This is a genomic window from Amphritea sp. (genome assembly GCF_016744155.1).
GTDB lineage: Bacteria > Pseudomonadota > Gammaproteobacteria > Pseudomonadales > Balneatricaceae > Amphritea.
Genome location: NZ_JADGEW010000003.1, coordinates 96,495 through 116,262, shown reverse-complemented (window position 1 = coordinate 116,262; position 19,768 = coordinate 96,495). Strand labels below are relative to the sequence as shown.

18 protein-coding genes are annotated in these 19,768 nt (G+C 47.8%); 4 read left to right on the top strand and 14 right to left on the bottom strand.

Annotated elements, in window-relative coordinates:
* Positions 1-37 precede the first annotated feature (37 nt).
* The 6 genes from nqrE to QZZ54_RS04225 all read right to left on the bottom strand — a co-directional run bounded on the left by nqrE (position 38) and on the right by QZZ54_RS04225 (position 6,401).
* Complete coding sequence (gene nqrE / locus QZZ54_RS04250) at positions 38-646, bottom strand: NADH:ubiquinone reductase (Na(+)-transporting) subunit E (protein WP_290699298.1); 609 nt, start codon at positions 644-646, stop codon at positions 38-40.
* Positions 646-1,305, bottom strand: a complete 660-nt coding sequence (locus QZZ54_RS04245; protein ID WP_290699295.1) for an NADH:ubiquinone reductase (Na(+)-transporting) subunit D — start codon at positions 1,303-1,305, stop codon at positions 646-648. The genes nqrE and QZZ54_RS04245 overlap by 1 nt, the downstream gene beginning before the upstream one ends.
* Before the next feature lie 3 nt (positions 1,306-1,308).
* A complete protein-coding gene (locus tag QZZ54_RS04240; protein ID WP_290699292.1) occupies positions 1,309-2,097 on the bottom strand; it encodes a Na(+)-translocating NADH-quinone reductase subunit C in 789 nt (262 codons plus the stop codon).
* Positions 2,084-3,295 carry an NADH:ubiquinone reductase (Na(+)-transporting) subunit B gene (locus QZZ54_RS04235; RefSeq protein ID WP_290699290.1) on the bottom strand — a complete coding sequence of 404 codons (1,212 nt, stop codon included), beginning with the start codon at positions 3,293-3,295 and terminating at the stop codon, positions 2,084-2,086. Before QZZ54_RS04235 ends, QZZ54_RS04240 begins: the two co-directional genes overlap by 14 nt.
* Before the next feature lie 2 nt (positions 3,296-3,297).
* Complete coding sequence (locus QZZ54_RS04230; RefSeq protein WP_290699287.1) at positions 3,298-4,635, bottom strand: Na(+)-translocating NADH-quinone reductase subunit A; 1,338 nt, start codon at positions 4,633-4,635, stop codon at positions 3,298-3,300.
* Between the two features lie 329 nt (positions 4,636-4,964).
* Complete coding sequence (locus QZZ54_RS04225; RefSeq protein WP_290699284.1) at positions 4,965-6,401, bottom strand: glyceraldehyde-3-phosphate dehydrogenase; 1,437 nt, start codon at positions 6,399-6,401, stop codon at positions 4,965-4,967.
* Positions 6,402-6,677: 276 nt separating this feature from the next.
* Here QZZ54_RS04225 and mfd point away from each other — a divergent pair, with 276 nt between their 5' ends.
* Positions 6,678-10,127 (top strand): transcription-repair coupling factor, encoded by a 3,450-nt coding sequence (gene mfd / locus QZZ54_RS04220; protein WP_290699282.1) that lies wholly within the window; start codon positions 6,678-6,680, stop codon positions 10,125-10,127.
* A complete protein-coding gene (locus QZZ54_RS04215; RefSeq protein WP_290699279.1) occupies positions 10,127-10,876 on the top strand; it encodes a CsiV family protein in 750 nt (249 codons plus the stop codon). The genes mfd and QZZ54_RS04215 overlap by 1 nt, the downstream gene beginning before the upstream one ends.
* Before the next feature lie 75 nt (positions 10,877-10,951).
* Here the strand turns inward: QZZ54_RS04215 and QZZ54_RS04210 are convergent, their stop codons facing one another.
* The 6 genes from QZZ54_RS04210 to sohB form a co-directional block, all read right to left on the bottom strand.
* Positions 10,952-11,356 carry a DUF2750 domain-containing protein gene (locus tag QZZ54_RS04210; protein WP_290699276.1) on the bottom strand — a complete coding sequence of 135 codons (405 nt, stop codon included), beginning with the start codon at positions 11,354-11,356 and terminating at the stop codon, positions 10,952-10,954.
* Positions 11,357-11,414: 58 nt separating this feature from the next.
* Entirely contained in the window at positions 11,415-12,518 is a 1,104-nt protein-coding gene (locus QZZ54_RS04205; RefSeq protein ID WP_290699273.1) for a mechanosensitive ion channel family protein, read from the bottom strand.
* Positions 12,519-12,561: 43 nt separating this feature from the next.
* On the bottom strand, positions 12,562-13,581 hold the full coding sequence (gene nagZ / locus QZZ54_RS04200) for a beta-N-acetylhexosaminidase (protein WP_290699270.1): 1,020 nt from the start codon (positions 13,579-13,581) through the stop codon (positions 12,562-12,564).
* An 8-nt stretch (positions 13,582-13,589) separates the two neighbouring features.
* Complete coding sequence (locus QZZ54_RS04195) at positions 13,590-14,066, bottom strand: L,D-transpeptidase (protein ID WP_290699265.1); 477 nt, start codon at positions 14,064-14,066, stop codon at positions 13,590-13,592.
* Between the two features lie 19 nt (positions 14,067-14,085).
* Entirely contained in the window at positions 14,086-14,745 is a 660-nt protein-coding gene (locus QZZ54_RS04190; protein ID WP_290699262.1) for a TetR/AcrR family transcriptional regulator, read from the bottom strand.
* A gap of 123 nt (positions 14,746-14,868) precedes the next feature.
* A complete protein-coding gene (gene sohB / locus QZZ54_RS04185) occupies positions 14,869-15,945 on the bottom strand; it encodes a protease SohB (RefSeq protein WP_290699259.1) in 1,077 nt (358 codons plus the stop codon).
* A 134-nt stretch (positions 15,946-16,079) separates the two neighbouring features.
* Between sohB and QZZ54_RS04180 the strand changes: the two genes are divergently transcribed.
* Positions 16,080-16,415, top strand: a complete 336-nt coding sequence (locus QZZ54_RS04180; protein WP_290699256.1) for an SCP2 sterol-binding domain-containing protein — start codon at positions 16,080-16,082, stop codon at positions 16,413-16,415.
* On the opposite strand, the gene nudC is transcribed toward QZZ54_RS04180, so the two are convergent.
* Positions 16,412-17,182, bottom strand: a complete 771-nt coding sequence (nudC, locus tag QZZ54_RS04175) for an NAD(+) diphosphatase (RefSeq protein ID WP_290699253.1) — start codon at positions 17,180-17,182, stop codon at positions 16,412-16,414. The two genes, QZZ54_RS04180 and nudC, sit on opposite strands and share 4 nt — an antisense overlap.
* A 286-nt stretch (positions 17,183-17,468) precedes the next feature.
* On the opposite strand from nudC, the gene nhaB reads away from it, so the two are divergent.
* A complete protein-coding gene (nhaB, locus tag QZZ54_RS04170) occupies positions 17,469-18,968 on the top strand; it encodes a sodium/proton antiporter NhaB (protein ID WP_290699250.1) in 1,500 nt (499 codons plus the stop codon).
* Positions 18,969-19,042: 74 nt separating this feature from the next.
* Here nhaB and dnaQ read toward each other — a convergent pair whose 3' ends face one another.
* A complete protein-coding gene (gene dnaQ, locus QZZ54_RS04165) occupies positions 19,043-19,762 on the bottom strand; it encodes a DNA polymerase III subunit epsilon (protein ID WP_290699247.1) in 720 nt (239 codons plus the stop codon).
* Positions 19,763-19,768: the final 6 nt, after the last annotated feature.

Sequence of the window (19,768 nt, the reverse complement as noted above, 5' to 3'; positions counted from 1 at the left end):
AGCTTAATCCTTCCTTTAGTTGATCATGTGACAGCAATTAAAGCTGCACGCCAGAAAAAGACATGAAACCAAGGGACATCAGACCAACAGTAATGAAGGTGATACCCAAGCCACGCAGACCTTCCGGTACGTCGCTGTATTTCAGTTTTTCTCGGATACCTGCCAGAGCGGTGATCGCCAACGCCCAGCCGACACCAGCACCAGTACCATATACAACGGACTCACCGAAAGTGTAGTCACGCTCTACCATAAACAGCGCCGCACCCATGATGGCACAGTTCACTGTAATCAGCGGCAGGAACACACCCAGCGCGTTGTAGAGTACAGGTACGTACTTATCCAGGAACATCTCCAGAATCTGTACAATCGCAGCGATTACACCGATATAAGAGATATAGCCCAGGAAGCTAAGATCAACTTCAGGATAACCGGCCCAAGCCAGCGCACCTTCACGAAGCAGCAGATTAAAGATCAGGTTATTGATAGGTGTCGTAATAGCTAGTACTACGATAACAGCAATACCCAGACCCAGCGCAGTTTGAACCTTCTTAGAGATCGCCAGGAATGTACACATCCCCAGGAAGAAGGCCAGCGCCATGTTTTCAACGAAAATCGCCTTAACAGCAAGGCTGATGTACTGTTCCATCACACAGCCTCCTTCTTAGAGTTCTTCGCCAGTTCAAATTCTGGAGCTTCGACCTGATCTGTCTTAAAGGTACGAACCAGCCAGATGAACATGCCGATGATAAAGAACGCGCTCGGCGGTAACAGCATCATACCGTTAGCCATATACCAGCCACCATCAGTTACCAGTGGCAGCACTTCGATACCGAACAGCTTACCAGCACCAAACAGCTCTCTCAGGAAGCCAACGAATATCAGTACCACACCGTAACCAAGACCGTTACCGATACCATCGAGGAAAGAGATCCCAGGAGGGTTCTTCATCGCGAAGGCTTCAGCACGTCCCATTACGATACAGTTGGTAATGATCAGACCTACGAATACAGAAAGCTGCTTAGAAATATCATAAGCGTAAGCTTTAAGAATCTGGTCAACCACGATTACCAAAGATGCAATGATCGCCATCTGACAGATGATCCGGATATTACCCGGAATCTGATTACGGATAATTGAGATAAACAGGTTAGAAAACGCTGTTACCACAATAACCGCTAGTGACATTACAAATGCCGTACCCAGGTTTGAAGTTACCGCCAACGCGGAACAGATACCAAGGATCTGCAAACCGATCGGGTTATTAGTAAAAATAGGTCCTAGTAGGACTTCTTTAACTTGAGACATAAATTACGCCCCCCCTGCTTTCAGATTAGACAGGAATGGCGCATAACCATTCTCACCCATCCAGAACTTAACCAGGTTAGAAACGCCAACACTGGTCAAAGTTGCACCGGATAAACCATCGATCTGATGCTTAGCATTGGCTGACCCAGGGTTAACACTACCCTTGATCAGACCCAATGCTGGTTCCATAGAACCCGCAGGATATACCTGCTTACCAGGCCACTGAGCTTTCCAGTTTGGATTATCAACTTCACCACCCAGTCCCGGAGTCTCGGCATGAGAATAGAAACCAAAACCTACAACAGTATTGAGGTCAGCTTCTAACGCCAGGAATCCGTACAAAGTTGACCAAAGGCCATAACCATGCACAGGAAGGATCATTTTTTCAAAGCCTTCGCCGCTCTGCTTCTTAACCAGGTATACCGGCATCACTTTCGCCTGATACTTGATTGAAGCGATGTCTAAACCGCGCTCAAGAGCCACACCAGTGTCGCTCTCTTTAGCTGCTTTTTTGGCATCGTAACGCGCCGGGTCAGCCACTTCAGTGTACTTACCGGAGCGTAGATCAACAAAACGCTTTTCGATAACCTGAGCGAATAGAGCCGGAACATCCTGACCTGCAGTGGCGATGCCAGCTGCAGCAAGAATGTTGGTCTGACGGTCAAGGTTCTTGTTAGCTATCTGTAATGGTCTAAGCAGTACTGCTGACGCTGATACAACAACGGAGCAGACCACACAAAGCAAAACAGCAACGGTAATTGTTCTCCCGATGGAATCTTTACTTGCTGACATTGCGTAGAGCCCTCCGCTTGATGTTCGCCTGAACGACAAAGTTATCGATCAGTGGCGCAAACAGGTTACCGAATAGAATCGCCAACATCATTCCCTCAGGGAATGCAGGGTTAACTACCCGAATAAGAACTACCATCACACCGATCAGCGCTCCGAAGACCCACTTACCAGTATTTGTCATTGAAGCTGAAATCGGATCGGTTGCCATAAAGAACATACCGAAGGCGAAACCACCCAACACCATATGCCAGTAGAAAGGCAAAGCAAACATTGCGTTGGTATCAGATCCCATGATGTTAAACAGGGTAGCCATGACAGTCATACCCAGGAACACACCGGCAACAATCCGCCAGGCAGCCACTTTAGCGATCAGTAGTACCGCACCACCCAATGCAATTGCAAAGGTAGAGACCTCACCAACAGAACCCTGAATGGTACCGATAAAGGCATCAAACCAGGTTATATTCTGAGCAAGAATAGCATCAACACCGCCTGCAGCAGCCAGACTTAATGGCGTAGCTCCAGAGAAACCGTCAACCGCAGTCCAGATTGCATCACCTGACATCTGCGCAGGATATGCGAAGAACAAGAATGCACGTCCGGTCAGCGCTGGGTTAAGGAAGTTTTTACCCGTTCCACCGAAAACTTCTTTACCGATAACAATACCGAAGCTGATGCCCAGAGCAACCTGCCACAATGGAATTGATGGCGGCAAGATCAGAGCAAACAGTATAGAAGTAACGAAGAAACCTTCGTTAATTTCGTGGCCACGCTTCATCGCGAACAGCACTTCCCAGAAACCACCGACTATAAAGGTAGTCATGTAGATAGGAAGCCAGTACATCGCACCATGAATGATGTTATCCCACAGACTATCCGGATTAAAACCGGTAAATACTGCGGCAAGACCACCCTGCCAGGTTGTTGGTTCAGTTAAGCCCAACGTTGCCATTGCAGTGTTTGCCTGCAGACCTACGTTGTACAAACCAAAGAAAACAGCCGGGAAAGTACAGGCCCAAACCAGGATCATCATTCGCTTAAGGTCAACTGCGTCACGTACGTGTGCAGCTGTCTTAGTCACATGACCCGGAGTGTAGAAAATAGTATCGGCTGCTTCATACAGCGCATACCAGTTTTCATACCTGCCGCCTTTATGGAAATGCGGCTCCATTTTATCAAGAATATTTCTTAAGCTCATGATCAGGCCTCTTTCTCGATACGCGCCAGATTGTCGCGAAGGATTGGGCCGTACTCATACTTGCCCGGACAGGCAAATGTGCACAGCGCGAGGTCTTCTTCGTCCAGCTCAAGACAACCCAGCTCCATCGCATGAACGATATCGCCAGTTACCAGAGCACGCAGCAGTTGCGTAGGAAGAATATCCATTGGCATCAGTTCTTCAAACTGACCCACCGGAACCATAGCCCGTTCAGAACCGTTGGTCGTCGTAGTAAAGTCAAACTTTTTAGACGAATTCAGAAAAGAAGCGAAGACATTCAGAACAGAAAACTTGTTGGTACCCGGCACAAGCCAGCCCATCAGTTCTCGCTGATTACCTTCTTCCAATACAGATACCTGGTTAGCGTAACGCCCCAGGTAACCCATAGGGCCCTCAGCGTTACGACCATTCCATACAGAACCACTAATTACACGGTTATTTGAACCGGTAGTCTGACCAGCAAGCAATTCAGTCAGATTAGCGCCCAGACGTGTACGTAATAAAGTAGGTTTAGTCACCATAGGTCCGCCAACCGCAACTACGCGATCAGTATATAGCTCACCTGTAGTAAACAATTGACCGAATGCGATCACATCCTGATAACCAATAGTCCAGACTGTCTTAGTAGCAGATACTGCATCCAGGAAGTGGATGTGCGTACCAGCGTTACCTGCTGGGTGTTTACCAGCAAACTCTTCGACGGTCACTCCATCAGTTGACGGAATAGTTGCACCTTCAGCTTTACACAGGAAGACCTTGCCTTCAGTCAGACGAGTCAAAAGTGCCAGACCATTAACGAATGCTTCACTCTGTTCAGCAACCACCACTTCAGGATTCGCTGCCAGAGGATTAGTATCTATCGCTGTCACAAAGATTGACGCAGGCGTGCTGCCCGGCTGTGGAATTGCGCTGAAAGGACGAGTACGCAGAGCAGCCCAGGCACCGGATTTAACCAGATTTTCCTGAACTTGTTCAGCTGTCAGCGAAGACAACTTAGATGCTTCGTACTTCGTAAATTGTTCCGCTTCATCACCATCAATCTCGATAACAACAGATTGCAGAACGCGACGTTCGCCACGGTTAATCTCTTTGATTACCCCCGCAGCAGGTGCTGTAAAATCCACACCTTCAGTTTTCTTATCGGAAAAGATCACTTGACCGAGTTTTACTCGATCTCCCACCTTGACCCGCATCGTTGGCTTCATGCCTGCATAATCGAAGCCGATCACGGCAACAGACTTAACCTCAACAGCTGCCGATACAGTCTGCTCTGGTACGCCCGTTATAGGTAGATCCAGACCCTGTTTGATCTTGATCATCCGCCTCACCCAATCACTATTATAATTTTTTTAGGGCCCTACCCCGCAAAGCGCGATGCTCCAGACTCTGCAACATTGTCCCCTGATGTCACAAATCAAAGCAAAATACCCTACAAACGGACAGGACTACCCCAACCCAAAAACCGGTTAAGTATAAAGATCGGGAGCTAATTTTTCCACCAGAGTGGACAGCAAAGGTAACTTTTAGGCCGTTATTAACCAACCTTATTAAGAACTTTGAGATCTAAGCTTAGATCTATTAGTAATATAACAAAAAAACCAATAAAAAACCGCCCCTTAGGGCGGCTTAGCCTTAACCTAAAGTCGAATTAACGAACAGCTTTAGGGAATGCAGGCAGAGTACATTGAGCCATACGCTGAGCCAAACGGATTACCTGGCAGCTATAACCGAACTCATTATCGTACCAAACATACAGCACACAACGATTGCCTTCAGCAATAGTCGCAAGCGCATCAACAACACCGGCAGCACGTGACCCAACAAAGTCAGACGACACAGCTTCAGGAGAATTACTGAAGGCGATCTGCTTTTGCAGCGGCGAGTGAAGCGACTGATCACGCAGGTACGCATTCATCTCTTCTTTATCGGTAGGGTTATCCAAATTCAGATTCAGAATAGCCATAGACACGTTTGGCGTAGGTACACGGATCGCATTACCAGTCAGCTTACCTTCCAGCTGCGGCAGTGCTTTAGATACCGCTTTAGCAGCACCTGTTTCCGTGATTACCATATTCAGACCCGCAGCACGGCCGCGACGATCACCTTTATGATAGTTATCAATCAGGTTCTGATCGTTAGTGTAAGCATGAACCGTTTCAACGTGACCATTGGTTACGCCGTACTTAGTATCCAGCGCTTTTAATACAGGAGAGATAGCATTAGTTGTACAAGACGCGGCTGACAGAATCTTATCGTCATCAGAAATATCGGCATGGTTAACGCCCATTACGATATTCTTAATGCCTTTACCTGGAGCTGTCAGAGCAACTTTCGCAACACCTTTTGATTTCAGGTGCAGAGAGAGGCCTGCTTCATCACGCCAGATACCTGTATTATCCAGAACCAGCGCATTATTGATGTCGTAAGCGGTGTAATCCACCTGATCAGGCCCATCAGAATAGATCACGTTGATCAGATTACCATTAGCGATAATCGCCTGATTCTCTTCATCAACCTGAATCGTACCCTTGAAAGAACCATGCACTGAATCGCGACGCAGTAGACTGGCACGCTTCTCAAGATCATTAGCCGCGTTACCTTTGCGCACAACGATTGCACGCAGACGCAGCGCCTGGCCACCACCAGTCCGCTCGATAAGCAGACGCGCCAACAAGCGACCGATACGACCAAAACCATACAGAACAACGTCTGTAGGTTCAGCAGCTTCACCACCTATAGCAGGTGCAAGCTCAGCCTGGAGGAACTCTTCCAATGAAGCACCATTTGCCTCATCACGGAATTTAACCGCCAACTTACCCACGTCGACATGAGCATTCTTAACGTCAATTTTATCCAATGCCGTTAAAACAGGAAAAGTATCTCTAACAGACAACTCCTGCTCTTCAACCTGACGAACAAAGCGGTGAGCTTTCAGCACATCAACAACGGAACGTTTGATAATGAGACGACCATATACAGAAGTCTCGACGTTTTTATCACGATAAAGACGACCCACAACTGGGATCAATTCTTCAGCTAAAGCTTCGCGACCTTTCCAGTCAGCTAACACTTTCTCTTGGCTCACGGCACACTCCAAAATGGTAGTAATCAAAATTACAATCTAATTTTTTGCTGGCCGGCATTATCCCCTTTTCCGCACCTGCGAGCAAATGTGAAATACTACACTTTAGGGTTAATTTTCACCTTTATTACCAAAATATGACCGATAAGGACAATTCGATGCTGGTAGCGGACATAGGTATATTAAACTGTACTTTTCTCTCACGCGCCGTAACATAAGCGGCCGAATTAATATTACAGGTCAAAAAACTGACCTGCATGTACGCGGAGCTAGCCTTAAGTGTTTAAAGAAGAGTATCAACTACCCAAATCAGACGGTGATATCAGACGCATAGGCAATCTGCCTGGTTCTGGCCGCGGCATGCTGACTACCGACATAGCCAACCAACACCCGGGATTGATACTCTGCATCACTAACGACAGCGATAGCGCTACCCGTCTTAAATCTGAAATTAGTTTTTTTAGTAACAACAGCATAGAGTACCTACTGTTCTCGGATTGGGAAACACTACCCTACGACAGCTTTTCACCGCATCAGGATATAATCTCTGAACGCCTCAACACCCTGTTCAGATTACCCCAACTACAACGTGGAATATTAATTATTCCCGCCAGCACTCTGATGCACAGAGTGGTTCCGCCACAATTTCTGGATGGCAACACGCTTATTTTAGATCAGGGACAACAACTCGATCTGGACAACACCCGTAGCAAACTCATCGATGCGGGTTACCACCTCACAGAAACCGTTTATGAACATGGTGAGTTTGCCATCCGCGGATCGATCATCGATATCTTCCCAATGGGCAGCAACACACCGTTTCGCATCGAGCTATTTGATGATGAAGTAGATACTCTGCGCACCTTCGATCCGGAAAGTCAGCGATCAATCGATCAGGTAGATAACATCCGTGTTCTGCCAGCTAAAGAATTCCCCTTCGATGAGCCCGCAATTAAGCACTTCAAACAGCGCTGGCGTGAAACCTTCGATGTCGACTACAAACGCTGCCCGACCTATCAGGACGTATCCAACGGATTAAGCCCTCCAGGAATTGAGTACTACCAACCACTTTTCTTTGATACCAGCGCAACACTGTTCGATTACCTGCCTGGCAACGCTTTAATCCTCACCGAAACCGACCTTGAAGATCACTGTAAGCAGTTTTGGCATGATGTTCAGGAACGCTACGAAGATCGTCGTCATGATATTGAGCGCCCCCTGCTGGCCCCGGAAAAACTCTTTATTCCCGCCGATGAGCTATTCAAAACACTGAAGCCGATGCAACGGGTTCAGTTGCAGCAAGGCAAGACACGGGCAAAAGCCGAAGCGGGCCGCTACAACCTTTCACTGTCTGAACCTCCTGAGCTGACAATCAATGCGCAGGCCGCAAAACCACTGGCAGCTATAGACAAGTTCCTCAGTAAAACGCAGGACAAGGTCCTCTTTTGTGCCGAATCTGCCGGCCGACGCGAAGCCTTGATGGAGCTACTGGGGCGGATCGACATCAAACCGCATCAGGTCGACAACCTGCCGCAGTTTTTTGATGACGGTTTCCCGATTAATATCTGCATCTTTCCACTGGAACAAGGGCTAAGCGTATCAGGTAAATATCACCTGATAACTGAAACACAACTATTCGGCCATCAGGTATTTCAGCGCCGACGCCGCTCCAAGGAGCAGGAGCAATCCGAGCAGGTAATTAAAAACCTCACCGAACTCCACATCGGCGCCCCGGTTGTTCACATCGATCACGGTGTCGGACGCTACCTGGGACTTGTAACACTGGAACTAGACTCTCAAACCTCTGAGTTTCTTAAGCTTGAATACGCCAACGATGCCAATCTTTATGTACCAGTCTCTTCACTCCACCTTATCAGTCGCTATTCCGGCGCGGGTGACGAACATGCACCACTGCACCGCTTAGGCACCGAACAGTGGAGCAAGGCCCGCCGCAAAGCCGCAGAGAAAGTCCGCGACACCGCAGCAGAACTACTGGATATATACGCCCGCCGCGCCGCTCGTCGGGGCCACCAATTTGATAAGCCAGACGAACACTACGCTAGCTTTAGTGCCGCCTTCCCGTTTGAAGAAACCGTCGATCAGGCTAATGCAATACAGGCGGTGGTCAAAGACATGCAATCGGAACAACCGATGGACCGACTGGTCTGTGGTGATGTCGGCTTCGGCAAAACCGAAGTGGCGATGCGGGCTTGTTTTATTGCTGTACAAAGTAGTAAGCAGGTCGCCATATTGGTACCTACCACCCTACTAGCACAGCAGCATTACGATAACTTTAAAGACCGCTTTGCCGACTGGCCGGTTAATGTTGAATTGATTTCCCGTTTTCGCTCCGGCAAACAGACTGACGCTGTAATCGACTCCTTAAAACAAGGTAAAACCGATATCGTAATCGGCACTCACAAACTAATTAAGGGCGATATTAAATTCAGTGATCTGGGCCTCCTTATTATCGACGAAGAGCACCGCTTCGGCGTGCAGCAGAAAGAGCAGTTAAAATCGCTTCGTTCCGAAGTGGACATTCTCACACTGACTGCCACCCCGATTCCGCGGACATTAAATATGGCGATGTCAGGTATCCGGGATCTGTCAATTATTGCCACACCGCCCGCTCGCCGATTATCGGTCAAAACCTTTGTACGCCAGACTGACACTCCGCTTAAAAAAGAAGCCATTCTGCGGGAGCTGCTACGGGGTGGACAGGTGTATTACCTGCATAATGAAGTTAAAACTATTGAACAAACCGCCGCTGAAATCAGCGAGTTGATACCTGAAGCCCGGGTCGCCATTGGCCATGGCCAGATGCGGGAGCGAGAGCTTGAGCAGGTGATGACAGATTTTTATCACAAACGCTTCAATGTTCTGGTCTGCACCACCATTATAGAAACCGGTATTGATGTACCTAACGCCAACACCATCATCATCGACCGGGCTGACAAGTTTGGTCTGGCCCAACTTCACCAGCTGCGAGGCCGAGTCGGTCGTTCCCACCATCAGGCATACGCCTACCTTATGACGCCCCATGAGAAAGCGATGTCTAAAGATGCAATCAAGCGACTCGAAGCGATCGCCAGTGCCGATGAGCTTGGTGCCGGCTTCACACTGGCAACCCATGACATGGAGATTCGCGGTACCGGTGAACTGCTAGGCGATGACCAGAGCGGTCAGATCCAGAATATCGGCTTTTCACTCTACATGGAGATGCTGGAGCAAGCGGTTGAGTCTATCCGCGAAGGCAAAACCCCCAACTTAGATACCCCGCTGAGACACGGCGTAGAGATCAACCTGCGCATACCCGCGCTGATACCGGATGATTACCTGCCCGATGTTCACAACCGTCTCATCATGTATAAGCGAATCGCCAACGCGAAAAATGATATCGAATTAAAAGAACTACAAATTGAGATGATCGATCGCTTCGGCATCCTGCCAGAACAGACAAAAAACCTGTTCCGACAAACCCTGCTGAAACTTCAGGCAGAACCGCTTGGCATCAGCAAAATAGATGCCGGCGAAAATAGTGGCCGAATCGACTTTGAGGCCGATACAACAGTTGATCCATTTAAATTGGTTCAACTGGTTCAACAACAACCACTAAAATTTCAGTTTGGCGGCGCCAGTCAGCTGAAGTTCACATTGAATATGGCTAAAATAGAGCAACGTTTCAACGCAGTAGAACAACTGTTGCTCCAATTGACTGGGAATAAATAATGATCAAACTCTATTCAGGGTTTTTACTGGCTCTGTCTCTGGCACTGTTTAACAGCGCTTCGGTACAAGCAGCAACATCAGACTACAAAGTAGAGCTACTTGTATTCAGCCACCTGTCATCCGATTCTCTGGACGATGAGATCTGGCCAACGATCGACACACTCCCGTCACGTCGCAGCCGCGCTCTTAAGTATTATCAGAAGGGACAGCAAAACGGCTATTTTACCCGCTTACCTAAATCCTCACTGAGCCTGAGCGCTAAGCAGGCCAGCATTAAACGCAGCTCGCTGTACCGTGTACTTTTTCACGAGGCTTGGATTCAACCTATCGGCAGCCAAAAAGACAAGTATGTAATCCGCATAAACGGCGGAGACGTTCTAGACAACGGTCTGTATGAGCTTGATGGGCACATCTCAGTCGACAAAGCCCGGTACCTTCACTTTCGCAGCGACCTGTTTCACAGCCGCAGCCTAAGCTCGGTAGAAAACACTACACTACTGAAAACATCGGTAGAGCAAGCTATCAATGCAGAACTGAACCAACAACCTGAAATAACGGAAGAAACAGCCCCTGCTACCTCAGAACAAGCAAGCGAAAGCACTAACGGCAACCGTTATCTGAACCAGACCGCTATCCCTGACTTTCTGACTGTAGAGATGAAGTCAGCCCGCCGGATGCGCAGAGCGGAGCTACATTACCTCGACCATCCACTTTTTGGCGCGCTAGTTCGAATAACGCCAATTAAGTAATCAAAAAAAAACGGAGCCTGAAAGGCTCCGTTTTCTGTAGAATCAAAATCTAACTTCAGAAGTATCGATTCAATATTATTTTTTGCGCGAGCGTTTAACTTCCTTAGTTAGCATCATATCCAGCTCCTCGGGCCAAACCACAAGACCGTTCTCGTCATCGCCCTCTCCTGGCAACGGAAAGACAATAACAGCAAAGCCATCCTCTTCCAGACCGGGCGTCCAGCGGTGATTCCACTGCTTCAACGTAATTGGCATAGCCTCGCAATCAGACCACTCCCCCGTTGCCCACTGCTCAGCAAACTCAAGCTCCGGCCATACCGGCACACAGTCTTCATCATCAGTATTGAGCATGACACTGCCCTGCTGATCCGTCAGAATCCATAACTCGCCCGTTTCAACAACACGACTTATCAGGTAATCGAAACGCTTTTCAGCATCATACCCGGCTATCAGATCCAGCTCGTTTTGCTCAAGCGACACTATACATCTCCAGTTAGTCAAATCAGAAAGAAGCGCCTACAGCACTTCCTATAAATAGTTATGCAGGCTCAGGCTGCGGTTTATCTGTTTCCAGGTGTATTGTCTGAGTCGGGAAGGCAAAGTCAGCTTCATGCTCATGTACGATATTAATAATTCGCCCCATGACATCCTGCTTAATCCCATGAAACGCAACCCAGTTGGTAGTTTTAGTAAAGGTATAGATAAAGAAATCCAGTGACGAAGGACCAAAACTATTCAGGTTAACAATCAGAGTCTGTTTCGTATCGATATCAGGATGACTTTCCAGCATCTCTCTGACAGCATTCACCACACCGTCAATACGAGCCGAATCTTCATAACGCAGACCAATCGTTTCGTAAATCCGTCGATTAGTCATACGCGATGGATTTTCTACTGAGATATTAGCAAAGGTTGCATTGGGTACATACAAAGGCCGCTTATCAAAGGTACGTATACAGCTCTGACGCCAGCCAATTGCCTCCACTGTGCCTTCTATCTCCTGATCAGGAGAACGAATCCAGTCCCCTACTTTAAAAGGACGATCCAGATAGATCATCAAACCACCGAAGAAGTTTGCTAACAGATCCTTAGCCGCAAAACCTACCGCAATCCCACCGATACCACCGAACGCCAACACGCCGGAGATGCTATAACCCAGACTCTGCAGCACCACCAGCGTTGAGGTAATGATGATAGATAACCGTAACAGCTTACCGATCGCCCCTACGGTAGTTTGATCCATCGGTTTCTTAACTTTATCTTTAGAAACCAGCGCACCTTCCGCCTGGCGGATAAAGCGAATCAGGAACCAGGCGATCATCACAATCACCAACACTTTACGAACAGGGCTCACTGCGGTTAACAACAAAGAATCCGATTCGAGTTTCATCAACTCCAGCGACAAGCTAAGCCCTAACACCCAGATAAGCAATGCCACTGGGCGCCGAGCCGCATGCAGTAATATATCATCCCAAACATTGCGGGTTTTAGCTAACTGCATCTCAAGACGACGAAACACCCGGTTTGAAAAGAAGTTAACCAGCATCGTCACAAATACGACCAGAAATACCTGAAAGATCCAGGCATCCTCATAGCCAGTTAGCCCCAGCTGGGTAAAGATCTCTGTCAGCTGCTCCCGCATTTTTATTGCTCCGTACTTTCAGTTACAAGCTCAATGAAAAGCTCTATTTTAAGGGTATTAATTGCTTCGCCAGCTCAACGGCCTGCTGCCAACGAAGCGAACTCTGAATATCAGCAATATTATAGGAATCCTTAGCACTCATTCTGCCAATACGCGCAGAGCCCTGATGACCGACCCGCTCTAGATAGCTAAGCACCTGAAGCGCCGCAGCACGGTTATTACACACCAGCAACATATCACAACCCGCCTCTAGCGCTTGCTCTGACCGGGACTCAAAACCACCGGCAACGCTGGCACCTTCCATGGTCAGGTCATCGCTAAAAACAACACCATCGAAGCCGATCTCAGACCGCAACCGCTGTTGAATCCAATAAGGAGAAAAGCCAGCAGGCCGATCATCCACTTGCTGGTAGATAACGTGAGCAGGCATAACCGCATCCAAACCCTGTGCCATCAAACGGATAAAGGGAATCAAGTCCTGGGATTCAATATCTTCCAGACTACGATCATCCACCGGTATCTCGTGATGGGAGTCAGCAACAACCCAGCCATGACCAGGAAAGTGCTTGCCGGTCGAAGCCATACCCGCTTCGCGCATTCCTGCAATAAAAGCACCCGCAAGCTCTGTCACATCTTTAGGCGAAGAGGAAAAAGCCCGGTCTCCGATGACCTCACTGACGCCAAAATCTAGATCAAGCACGGGCGCAAAACTTATATCCACGCCGCAACAGATCAGCTCAGCGGCCATTAGCCAACCCAGCTCAGTAGCAACAGCACATCCATTAACAGAGTTTCTTTGGTGCAGTTCGCGAAGCGCAGCCATAGGCGGCAACCGTGTAAAACCTTCACGAAAACGCTGAACCCTCCCTCCTTCCTGATCAACAGCGATCAGAATATCAGGCGAGCAAACACGAATTTCACGAATGAGATCGCTAAGCTGCTGCGGTGATTCATAATTACGACTAAACAGGATGAGACCACCTACCTGAGGATTCTGCAGCAGAGTTTTATCCTCTGCTGTCAGACTCAGGCCGGCTACGTCCAGCATTAATGCTCCAGACATTTGGCTTTTTACTCTTCTATAATGACCCGGGTTCCAACATCCACGCGCTCAAACAGATCCGCAACATCTGTGTTGCGCATCCTGATACAACCATGGGACAAGGGCTGCCCCATCGGCTCTGCGTCCGGCGTACCGTGAATATATATATAGCGTTGCATTGTATCAACGCTCCCCAGACGATTGCGACCTATTTCACAACCGGATAGCCAGAGAATCCTGGATAGAATCCAGTCACGACCAGGGTATTGGCATGCCAGATCAGAAGAATAGATCTCACCAGTGGCTCGTCGGGCGATAAAAACGGTACACAGTGGCATACCTGCTCCGATTTTCGCTCGCACAAGATGCTCACCACACGGGGTACAACCACTGTTTTTTGCTTCTCCCGGCCCATTTAGCGCGGTTGAAACGGAGAAAGAGGAAACACAGACCGCATTGCGCCAAAGCTCTAGACGTTGACGACTTATTGATATCCGAATTTGCATAAGCCAGCCAGACAGCCCGTCAGATACGGGTAAAGGGGGTATGCTCTGCTCGGGCCTGAAGACCTGCCACCAAAACAGGAATCATACGATGCAAAGTCCGCTCGACTTCGGCGGCACGTTCATACTCACGCATTTCGATAGCCACCAGCGTCTGAAAGTTAGACAACGTGAAAACGATAGATCCCAACAGGAAGTGCAATCGCCAAAAAAACTCTTCATCGCTCATCACCGCAGAATCAATCCGCAACAACGCTACATACTCAGAAAAAGAACCACCGTATCGAGCAACCATCGCAGTGCGAAGCTCTTCCTGGTTCTTCATATAGATCAATTCCAGCAAACGCATGAAGACTGGCAGCGCAAACTGCTTCGACTTGCCCACTTGCAACAGCGAACGCATCAGTATCTCCAACAGTTCTTCAGCAGATATCGTTCCATGAGGCTGAACTTGTTTTCGCTCACTAACAGCATCATGAAGCGTAGTAACTAGAGGGTTAAGGTATTTCTCAGCTACAGCAGAGATAAGCCCTTTTTTCGAACCAAAATGATAATTTACCGCCGCCAAATTCACCTTGGCAGCACTAGTAATTTCCCGCATCGTTGTCTCTGCAAAGCCCTGTTCAGCAAACAAGGCTTCGGCAGCTAACATGATTTTCTTCGCGGTTGCAGACTGTCGCATCGACGCTCCTATGTCGGACCAGATGAATCAGGTCTTAAAATTTGACTGTTTACGTTTTAAACATAAACAATCAAATTATAAGCGACAATGCAAGAAATGCAGCCTTTTCCCTTACCAATATGGTTACTTAGCCAATAACCGGGCATTCATAATGCGCCCGGCCCACTTTGTAAATAACGAGTCAGTCGTTTTAATCGACATTTCAGAAATACGATCCTGAAGTGTTTTCTTATACTCATAGCGCACTGAGTAAACATCAGCAGTTTCACAGGCAGCTATCAGGTATTCATCGCTGGTAGAAATTTCATCTACCAGATTAACCGCCAACGCCCGACGACCAAACCATACTTCACCGGTAGCAACTGTCTCCATATCCACCTGGGGACGGAACTCAGTAACAAACTCTTTAAACAAGCTATGGGTATCTTCAAGATCCTCAATAAATTTCTCGCGACCCTTCTCAGTATTTTCACCGAGAACCGTCATAGTTCGCTTATACTCGCCCGCAGTCAGTATTTCATAGTCAATATCATATTTTTTCAGCAGCCGATGAAAATTAGGCAACTGCGCTACAACACCGATAGAACCAAGAACCGAAAAAGGCGCTGCAATAATTTTATCTGCCAGACAGGCCATCATATAACCGCCACTGGCAGCTACTTTATCAACACAAACAGTCAATGGTACGCCATGACGCTTAATTCGCTCTAGCTGCGACGAAGCTAAACCATAGCTGTGCACCATACCTCCTGGGCTCTCAAGTCGAATCACTACCTCATCTTTTTCTGTTGCCATCGTCAGCACCGCGGTAATCTCTTCACGCATCGGCTCAAGTTCAGAAGCTTTTATATCACCATCAAAATCGAGTACAAAAATCCGCTTCCGTTCAGGCTCATCAGGCTGAATTACCTTACCTTTTTTCAGCGCTTTTTTACGCGCCTTAGCCTCAGCCTTTTCCTGCTTTGCTTCATCTTTCAGCTGCTGCTTATAGACATCGGCATCCAGCACAACCTCTTTCAGCGCGTGCTCCATGTCTTCAAGTGTCTCATTCAGGCTATCAATACTAAGGTAACCTTCTCTGTTATCTTTCTTATTGCGGGATGCAACAACCCCAACAACAACGATAACCATAATAATCGCACCAACTACCGTCAGTGATTTAGCTAGAAACAACCCGTAACTTGCCAGAAAATCGACCACTACACACTCCAGATAACTATGCCTCTAATCGGCATTTAAACGAATTCAAGATATTGATTTATAGCTCGGTAATGTAACATAGAACCCCCTAAGGCAATATCACTGATATGTAAATTTGAGAAGCTATATTAATCATGTCCGAAGCAATCACCGTTAACCGGGTAATCGAGAAACTTTCCAGCCGGTTTATAGCGAAAAACAGCGTCGATATTAACTCGACCTATCAATTTATCCTCCACGATGCAGAAGACTTCTACTTCACTATCGCGGACCAGTCTCTCGCCGTGGAAACCGGCAACCACCCAGATCCGGACATCACCCTAATTCTTGATAGTGATACCTTTGTTAGAGTAGTAACAGGCGAGCAGGACGGCATGAGCGCCTTTCTGAAAGGCCAGCTCAGAGCCGAAGGCAATGTTATGCTGGCCACTAAACTGAGCAAGTTTTTCAGTAAGGAAAAGCAAAGTTAATCCGCCTCACACGCCTCCAAAAAAGTATCAATAAGATGCCGGGAGATGGTGAAGCCCGGCGGAATCGGAGTATCCTTGAGCTCGCTATAATGAAACCAGCGAGCATCTACTATCTCACCAGGCTCAGGCACAATTTCACCCGACAGATAGTCGGCAAAGAACCCCAGCATAAACGAATGAGGGAAAGGCCAGGACTGACTGCAGTGGTAGCGAATATTGGTTACCTCTACACCCACCTCTTCTCGCACCTCACGAGCCAAAGCATCCTCCGCACTCTCCCCGGCTTCGATAAAGCCCGCCAAGGTACTAAAGCGAGGTTCGGTAAAACGTATTCCCTGCGCAAGCAAACAGTACTCCCCCCGGATGACCAAGGTGATAATACAGGGGGAAATCCGTGGATACTGAATCAAGCCACAAGCTTCACACTCTTTTGCCAGATCCTGCTGATGATGCACTAACCCGCCTCCACAGCGCGGGCAATAACTGTGGTCACGACTCCAGGTCACTACCTGTGCGGCTCTGGACAATAAAGGGAACTGCTGCTCTTCAGACTCAGAAAGCAACTGCCTCAAACCTCTTCCTGAAGATAAGCCACCGGATTGACTCTCTGGCAAAATAACCAGCCTCACCTGATGATCGGGCACCAACGTCAGGTCATACTCTTCCAACACGGCACCATGATCGCAACAAGGAGCAGAAAACAACCATTGCCCCTTTACATCTGAACAGATTCTATCCCCTGCCGCATAAATATATTCTATATCCATAATATTTCCTGACTTAAAACAAGGACAAATAGATTTTCCATTCATTACTATAAAAAACAGGCAATTACCTCCTCCGAGCCTTTCTGTATTCGTACCAGCAAGGTAAACTCGGGAGGTGTCTCAAAACAGGTTACGCAGGCTTTTGATTTACATACAGTCCTGCTAACCTAGACGTAAGCATAATAACTTTAACGAATTTACTTATTCCGTGGAAGCTTATCATCACTCTTTAGAGGGTTGATATTGACTTTCTGCAAGCCCCGAATTGGCACAGGACCATGCATCGATGACCACTACGCAGGCTCTTATCAAGAACTTTCTTGGCAACTCCCCTATCTGGTACAAACAGGCCATTATTCTGTTTTTGGTACTCAATCCAATCCTTCTTTATACCGTAGGCCCTGTCGTTACCGGCTGGATTCTGATTTTTGAATTTATCTTTACCCTGGCCCTTGCACTAAAATGCTACCCGCTACAGCCCGGTGGACTACTAGCGATAGAAGCAATAATTATCGGTTTAGCCAGCCCGCATACCGTCTACCATGAAGTTGAAGCTAACTTAGAAGTAATACTGCTACTGATGTTTATGGTTGCCGGCATCTACTTTATGAAAGATATGCTGCTCATGGTGTTCACAAAGCTACTGCTTAAAGTGCGCTCCAAGGTCATGCTGTCTTTATTATTTTCACTCTTCTCAGCAGTACTTTCTGCCTTTTTGGATGCCCTTACAGTCACCGCAGTACTGATTAGTGTCGGTGTTGGTTTCTACGCGGTATATCACAAAGTCGCTTCGGGTAAGCAATCCCATCACGCAGGTCACGACCACGGTGATGATGACGGTGTCCATGAAGATCATCACGAAACCCTGGCACAATTCCGTGCATTCCTTCGCAGTCTGTTAATGCATGGTGCTGTTGGTACCGCATTGGGTGGTGTATGTACTCTGGTGGGTGAACCTCAGAACCTACTGATCGCACAGAAAGCCGGTTGGGATTTTGTCCAGTTCTTCGTACTCATGGCCCCGGTAACTATGCCCGTACTGGTAGCGGGACTGGCAACCTGTATGCTGCTGGAAAAACTAAAATGGTTTGATTACGGTGCAGAGATCCCTGACTCAGTACGTACGATTCTAGAAGACTTTGATATCGAGCAGGATAAAAAACTGACTCACACCGACAAAATGAAACTGCTTGTACAGGTTCTAGTCGCAATATTCCTGATCCTTGCACTGGCATTCCATTTGGCGTCAGTCGGTCTTATTGGACTTACTATCATTATTCTATTGACTGCGTTCAATGGAATCGTTGAGGAACATCAAATCGGTAAAGCTTTTGAAGAGGCACTGCCCTTCACTGCGCTATTGGTAGTATTCTTTGCTGTGGTATCGGTTATTCATGAACAGCATCTGTTTCAGCCGATTATCGCAGCGGTATTGGAGATGGATGCTGCCGTCCAGCCCGGTATATTCTTTATCGCCAACGGCTTCTTGTCTGCCATTTCAGATAATGTATTCGTAGCAACCGTTTATATCAATGAAGTAGTCGCAGCTCTGGAAGCCGGAACCATTTCACGTGAACAGTTCGACCTGCTGGCCATTGCCATTAACACCGGAACCAACATTCCCAGCGTGGCGACCCCTAATGGTCAGGCAGCATTCCTGTTCCTATTAACCTCTGCACTGGCTCCGCTTATCCGCCTGTCTTACGGCAAGATGGTCTGGATGGCACTGCCTTATACAATCGTTATGAGCGTTACCGGCTACACCGCGGTAACACTGTTCCTGTAATACCTCTCTGGGTAACTTACAGACATAAAAAAAGCAGGCCCTGAGCCTGCTTTTTTTGTATTCAAAAATCGCTGTTACTGCACTTCTTTCGCCTCAGCATCTATCTGACTCCAGATACTACCTGCTTTTCCATCAAGCCTGGCAATATAAGCATCATGCTCTTCCAGCTCTGTTGCTTTAGCCCGTCGGACATTTAGATTCAGCTCGCTGGTATCAAGACGATGAATCTGATCTACGCCATCATGCCCTTCCTCTTCGCCCGCCAGCAGCAAATTTTTCTGGCCACCCGTCAGCATCAGATAAACATCAGCAAGGATCTCTGAGTCCAGCAGAGCTCCGTGAAGGTCACGATGACTGTTATCTATGCCGTATCGGCGACAAAGAGCATCAAGGTTATTTTTCTGGCCCGGATGCTTCTTTCTGGAAAGAGCCAGGGTATCGGTCACCTGACAGATTTTATGGGTGCGCTCTGGATGCCCGGAGAGTTTAAACTCATGATCCATAAAGCCAACATCAAACGGCGCGTTATGAATAACAAGATCTGCACCACGGATAAAGTCCAGAAACTCATGCTGAATCTCGGCAAAGCGAGGCTTATCTTCCAGGTATTCATTGGTTATACCGTGTACCTGAATAGCTTCCTCTTCAACAATACGATCAGGGTTTATATATTGATGATAAGTACGCCCCGTGAGGCGTCGGTTTACCATCTCAACGCAGCCAATCTCGATAATTCTATGCCCCTGCTTAGGGTCTAGACCGGTGGTTTCGGTATCCAGTACAATCTGTCTCATCGCGTA

Excerpts from the sequence above, each read along its gene's own strand:
- QZZ54_RS04235 (WP_290699290.1), bottom strand. The coding sequence starts at position 3,295 with ATGAGCTTAAGAAATATTCTTGATAAAATGGAGCCGCATTTCCATAAA.
- QZZ54_RS04240 (WP_290699292.1), bottom strand. The coding sequence starts at position 2,097 with ATGTCAGCAAGTAAAGATTCCATCGGGAGAACAATTACCGTTGCTGTT.
- QZZ54_RS04195 (WP_290699265.1), bottom strand. The coding sequence starts at position 14,066 with ATGCAAATTCGGATATCAATAAGTCGTCAACGTCTAGAGCTTTGGCGC.
- nhaB (WP_290699250.1), top strand. The coding sequence starts at position 17,469 with ATGACCACTACGCAGGCTCTTATCAAGAACTTTCTTGGCAACTCCCCT.
- nudC (WP_290699253.1), bottom strand. The coding sequence starts at position 17,182 with ATGGATATAGAATATATTTATGCGGCAGGGGATAGAATCTGTTCAGAT.
- nagZ (WP_290699270.1), bottom strand. The coding sequence starts at position 13,581 with ATGTCTGGAGCATTAATGCTGGACGTAGCCGGCCTGAGTCTGACAGCA.
- QZZ54_RS04205 (WP_290699273.1), bottom strand. The coding sequence starts at position 12,518 with ATGCGGGAGCAGCTGACAGAGATCTTTACCCAGCTGGGGCTAACTGGC.
- QZZ54_RS04190 (WP_290699262.1), bottom strand. The coding sequence starts at position 14,745 with ATGCGACAGTCTGCAACCGCGAAGAAAATCATGTTAGCTGCCGAAGCC.
- QZZ54_RS04215 (WP_290699279.1), top strand. The coding sequence starts at position 10,127 with ATGATCAAACTCTATTCAGGGTTTTTACTGGCTCTGTCTCTGGCACTG.
- QZZ54_RS04245 (WP_290699295.1), bottom strand. The coding sequence starts at position 1,305 with ATGTCTCAAGTTAAAGAAGTCCTACTAGGACCTATTTTTACTAATAAC.
- dnaQ (WP_290699247.1), bottom strand. The coding sequence starts at position 19,762 with ATGAGACAGATTGTACTGGATACCGAAACCACCGGTCTAGACCCTAAG.
- nqrE (WP_290699298.1), bottom strand. The coding sequence starts at position 646 with ATGGAACAGTACATCAGCCTTGCTGTTAAGGCGATTTTCGTTGAAAAC.
- QZZ54_RS04180 (WP_290699256.1), top strand. The coding sequence starts at position 16,080 with ATGTCCGAAGCAATCACCGTTAACCGGGTAATCGAGAAACTTTCCAGC.
- QZZ54_RS04230 (WP_290699287.1), bottom strand. The coding sequence starts at position 4,635 with ATGATCAAGATCAAACAGGGTCTGGATCTACCTATAACGGGCGTACCA.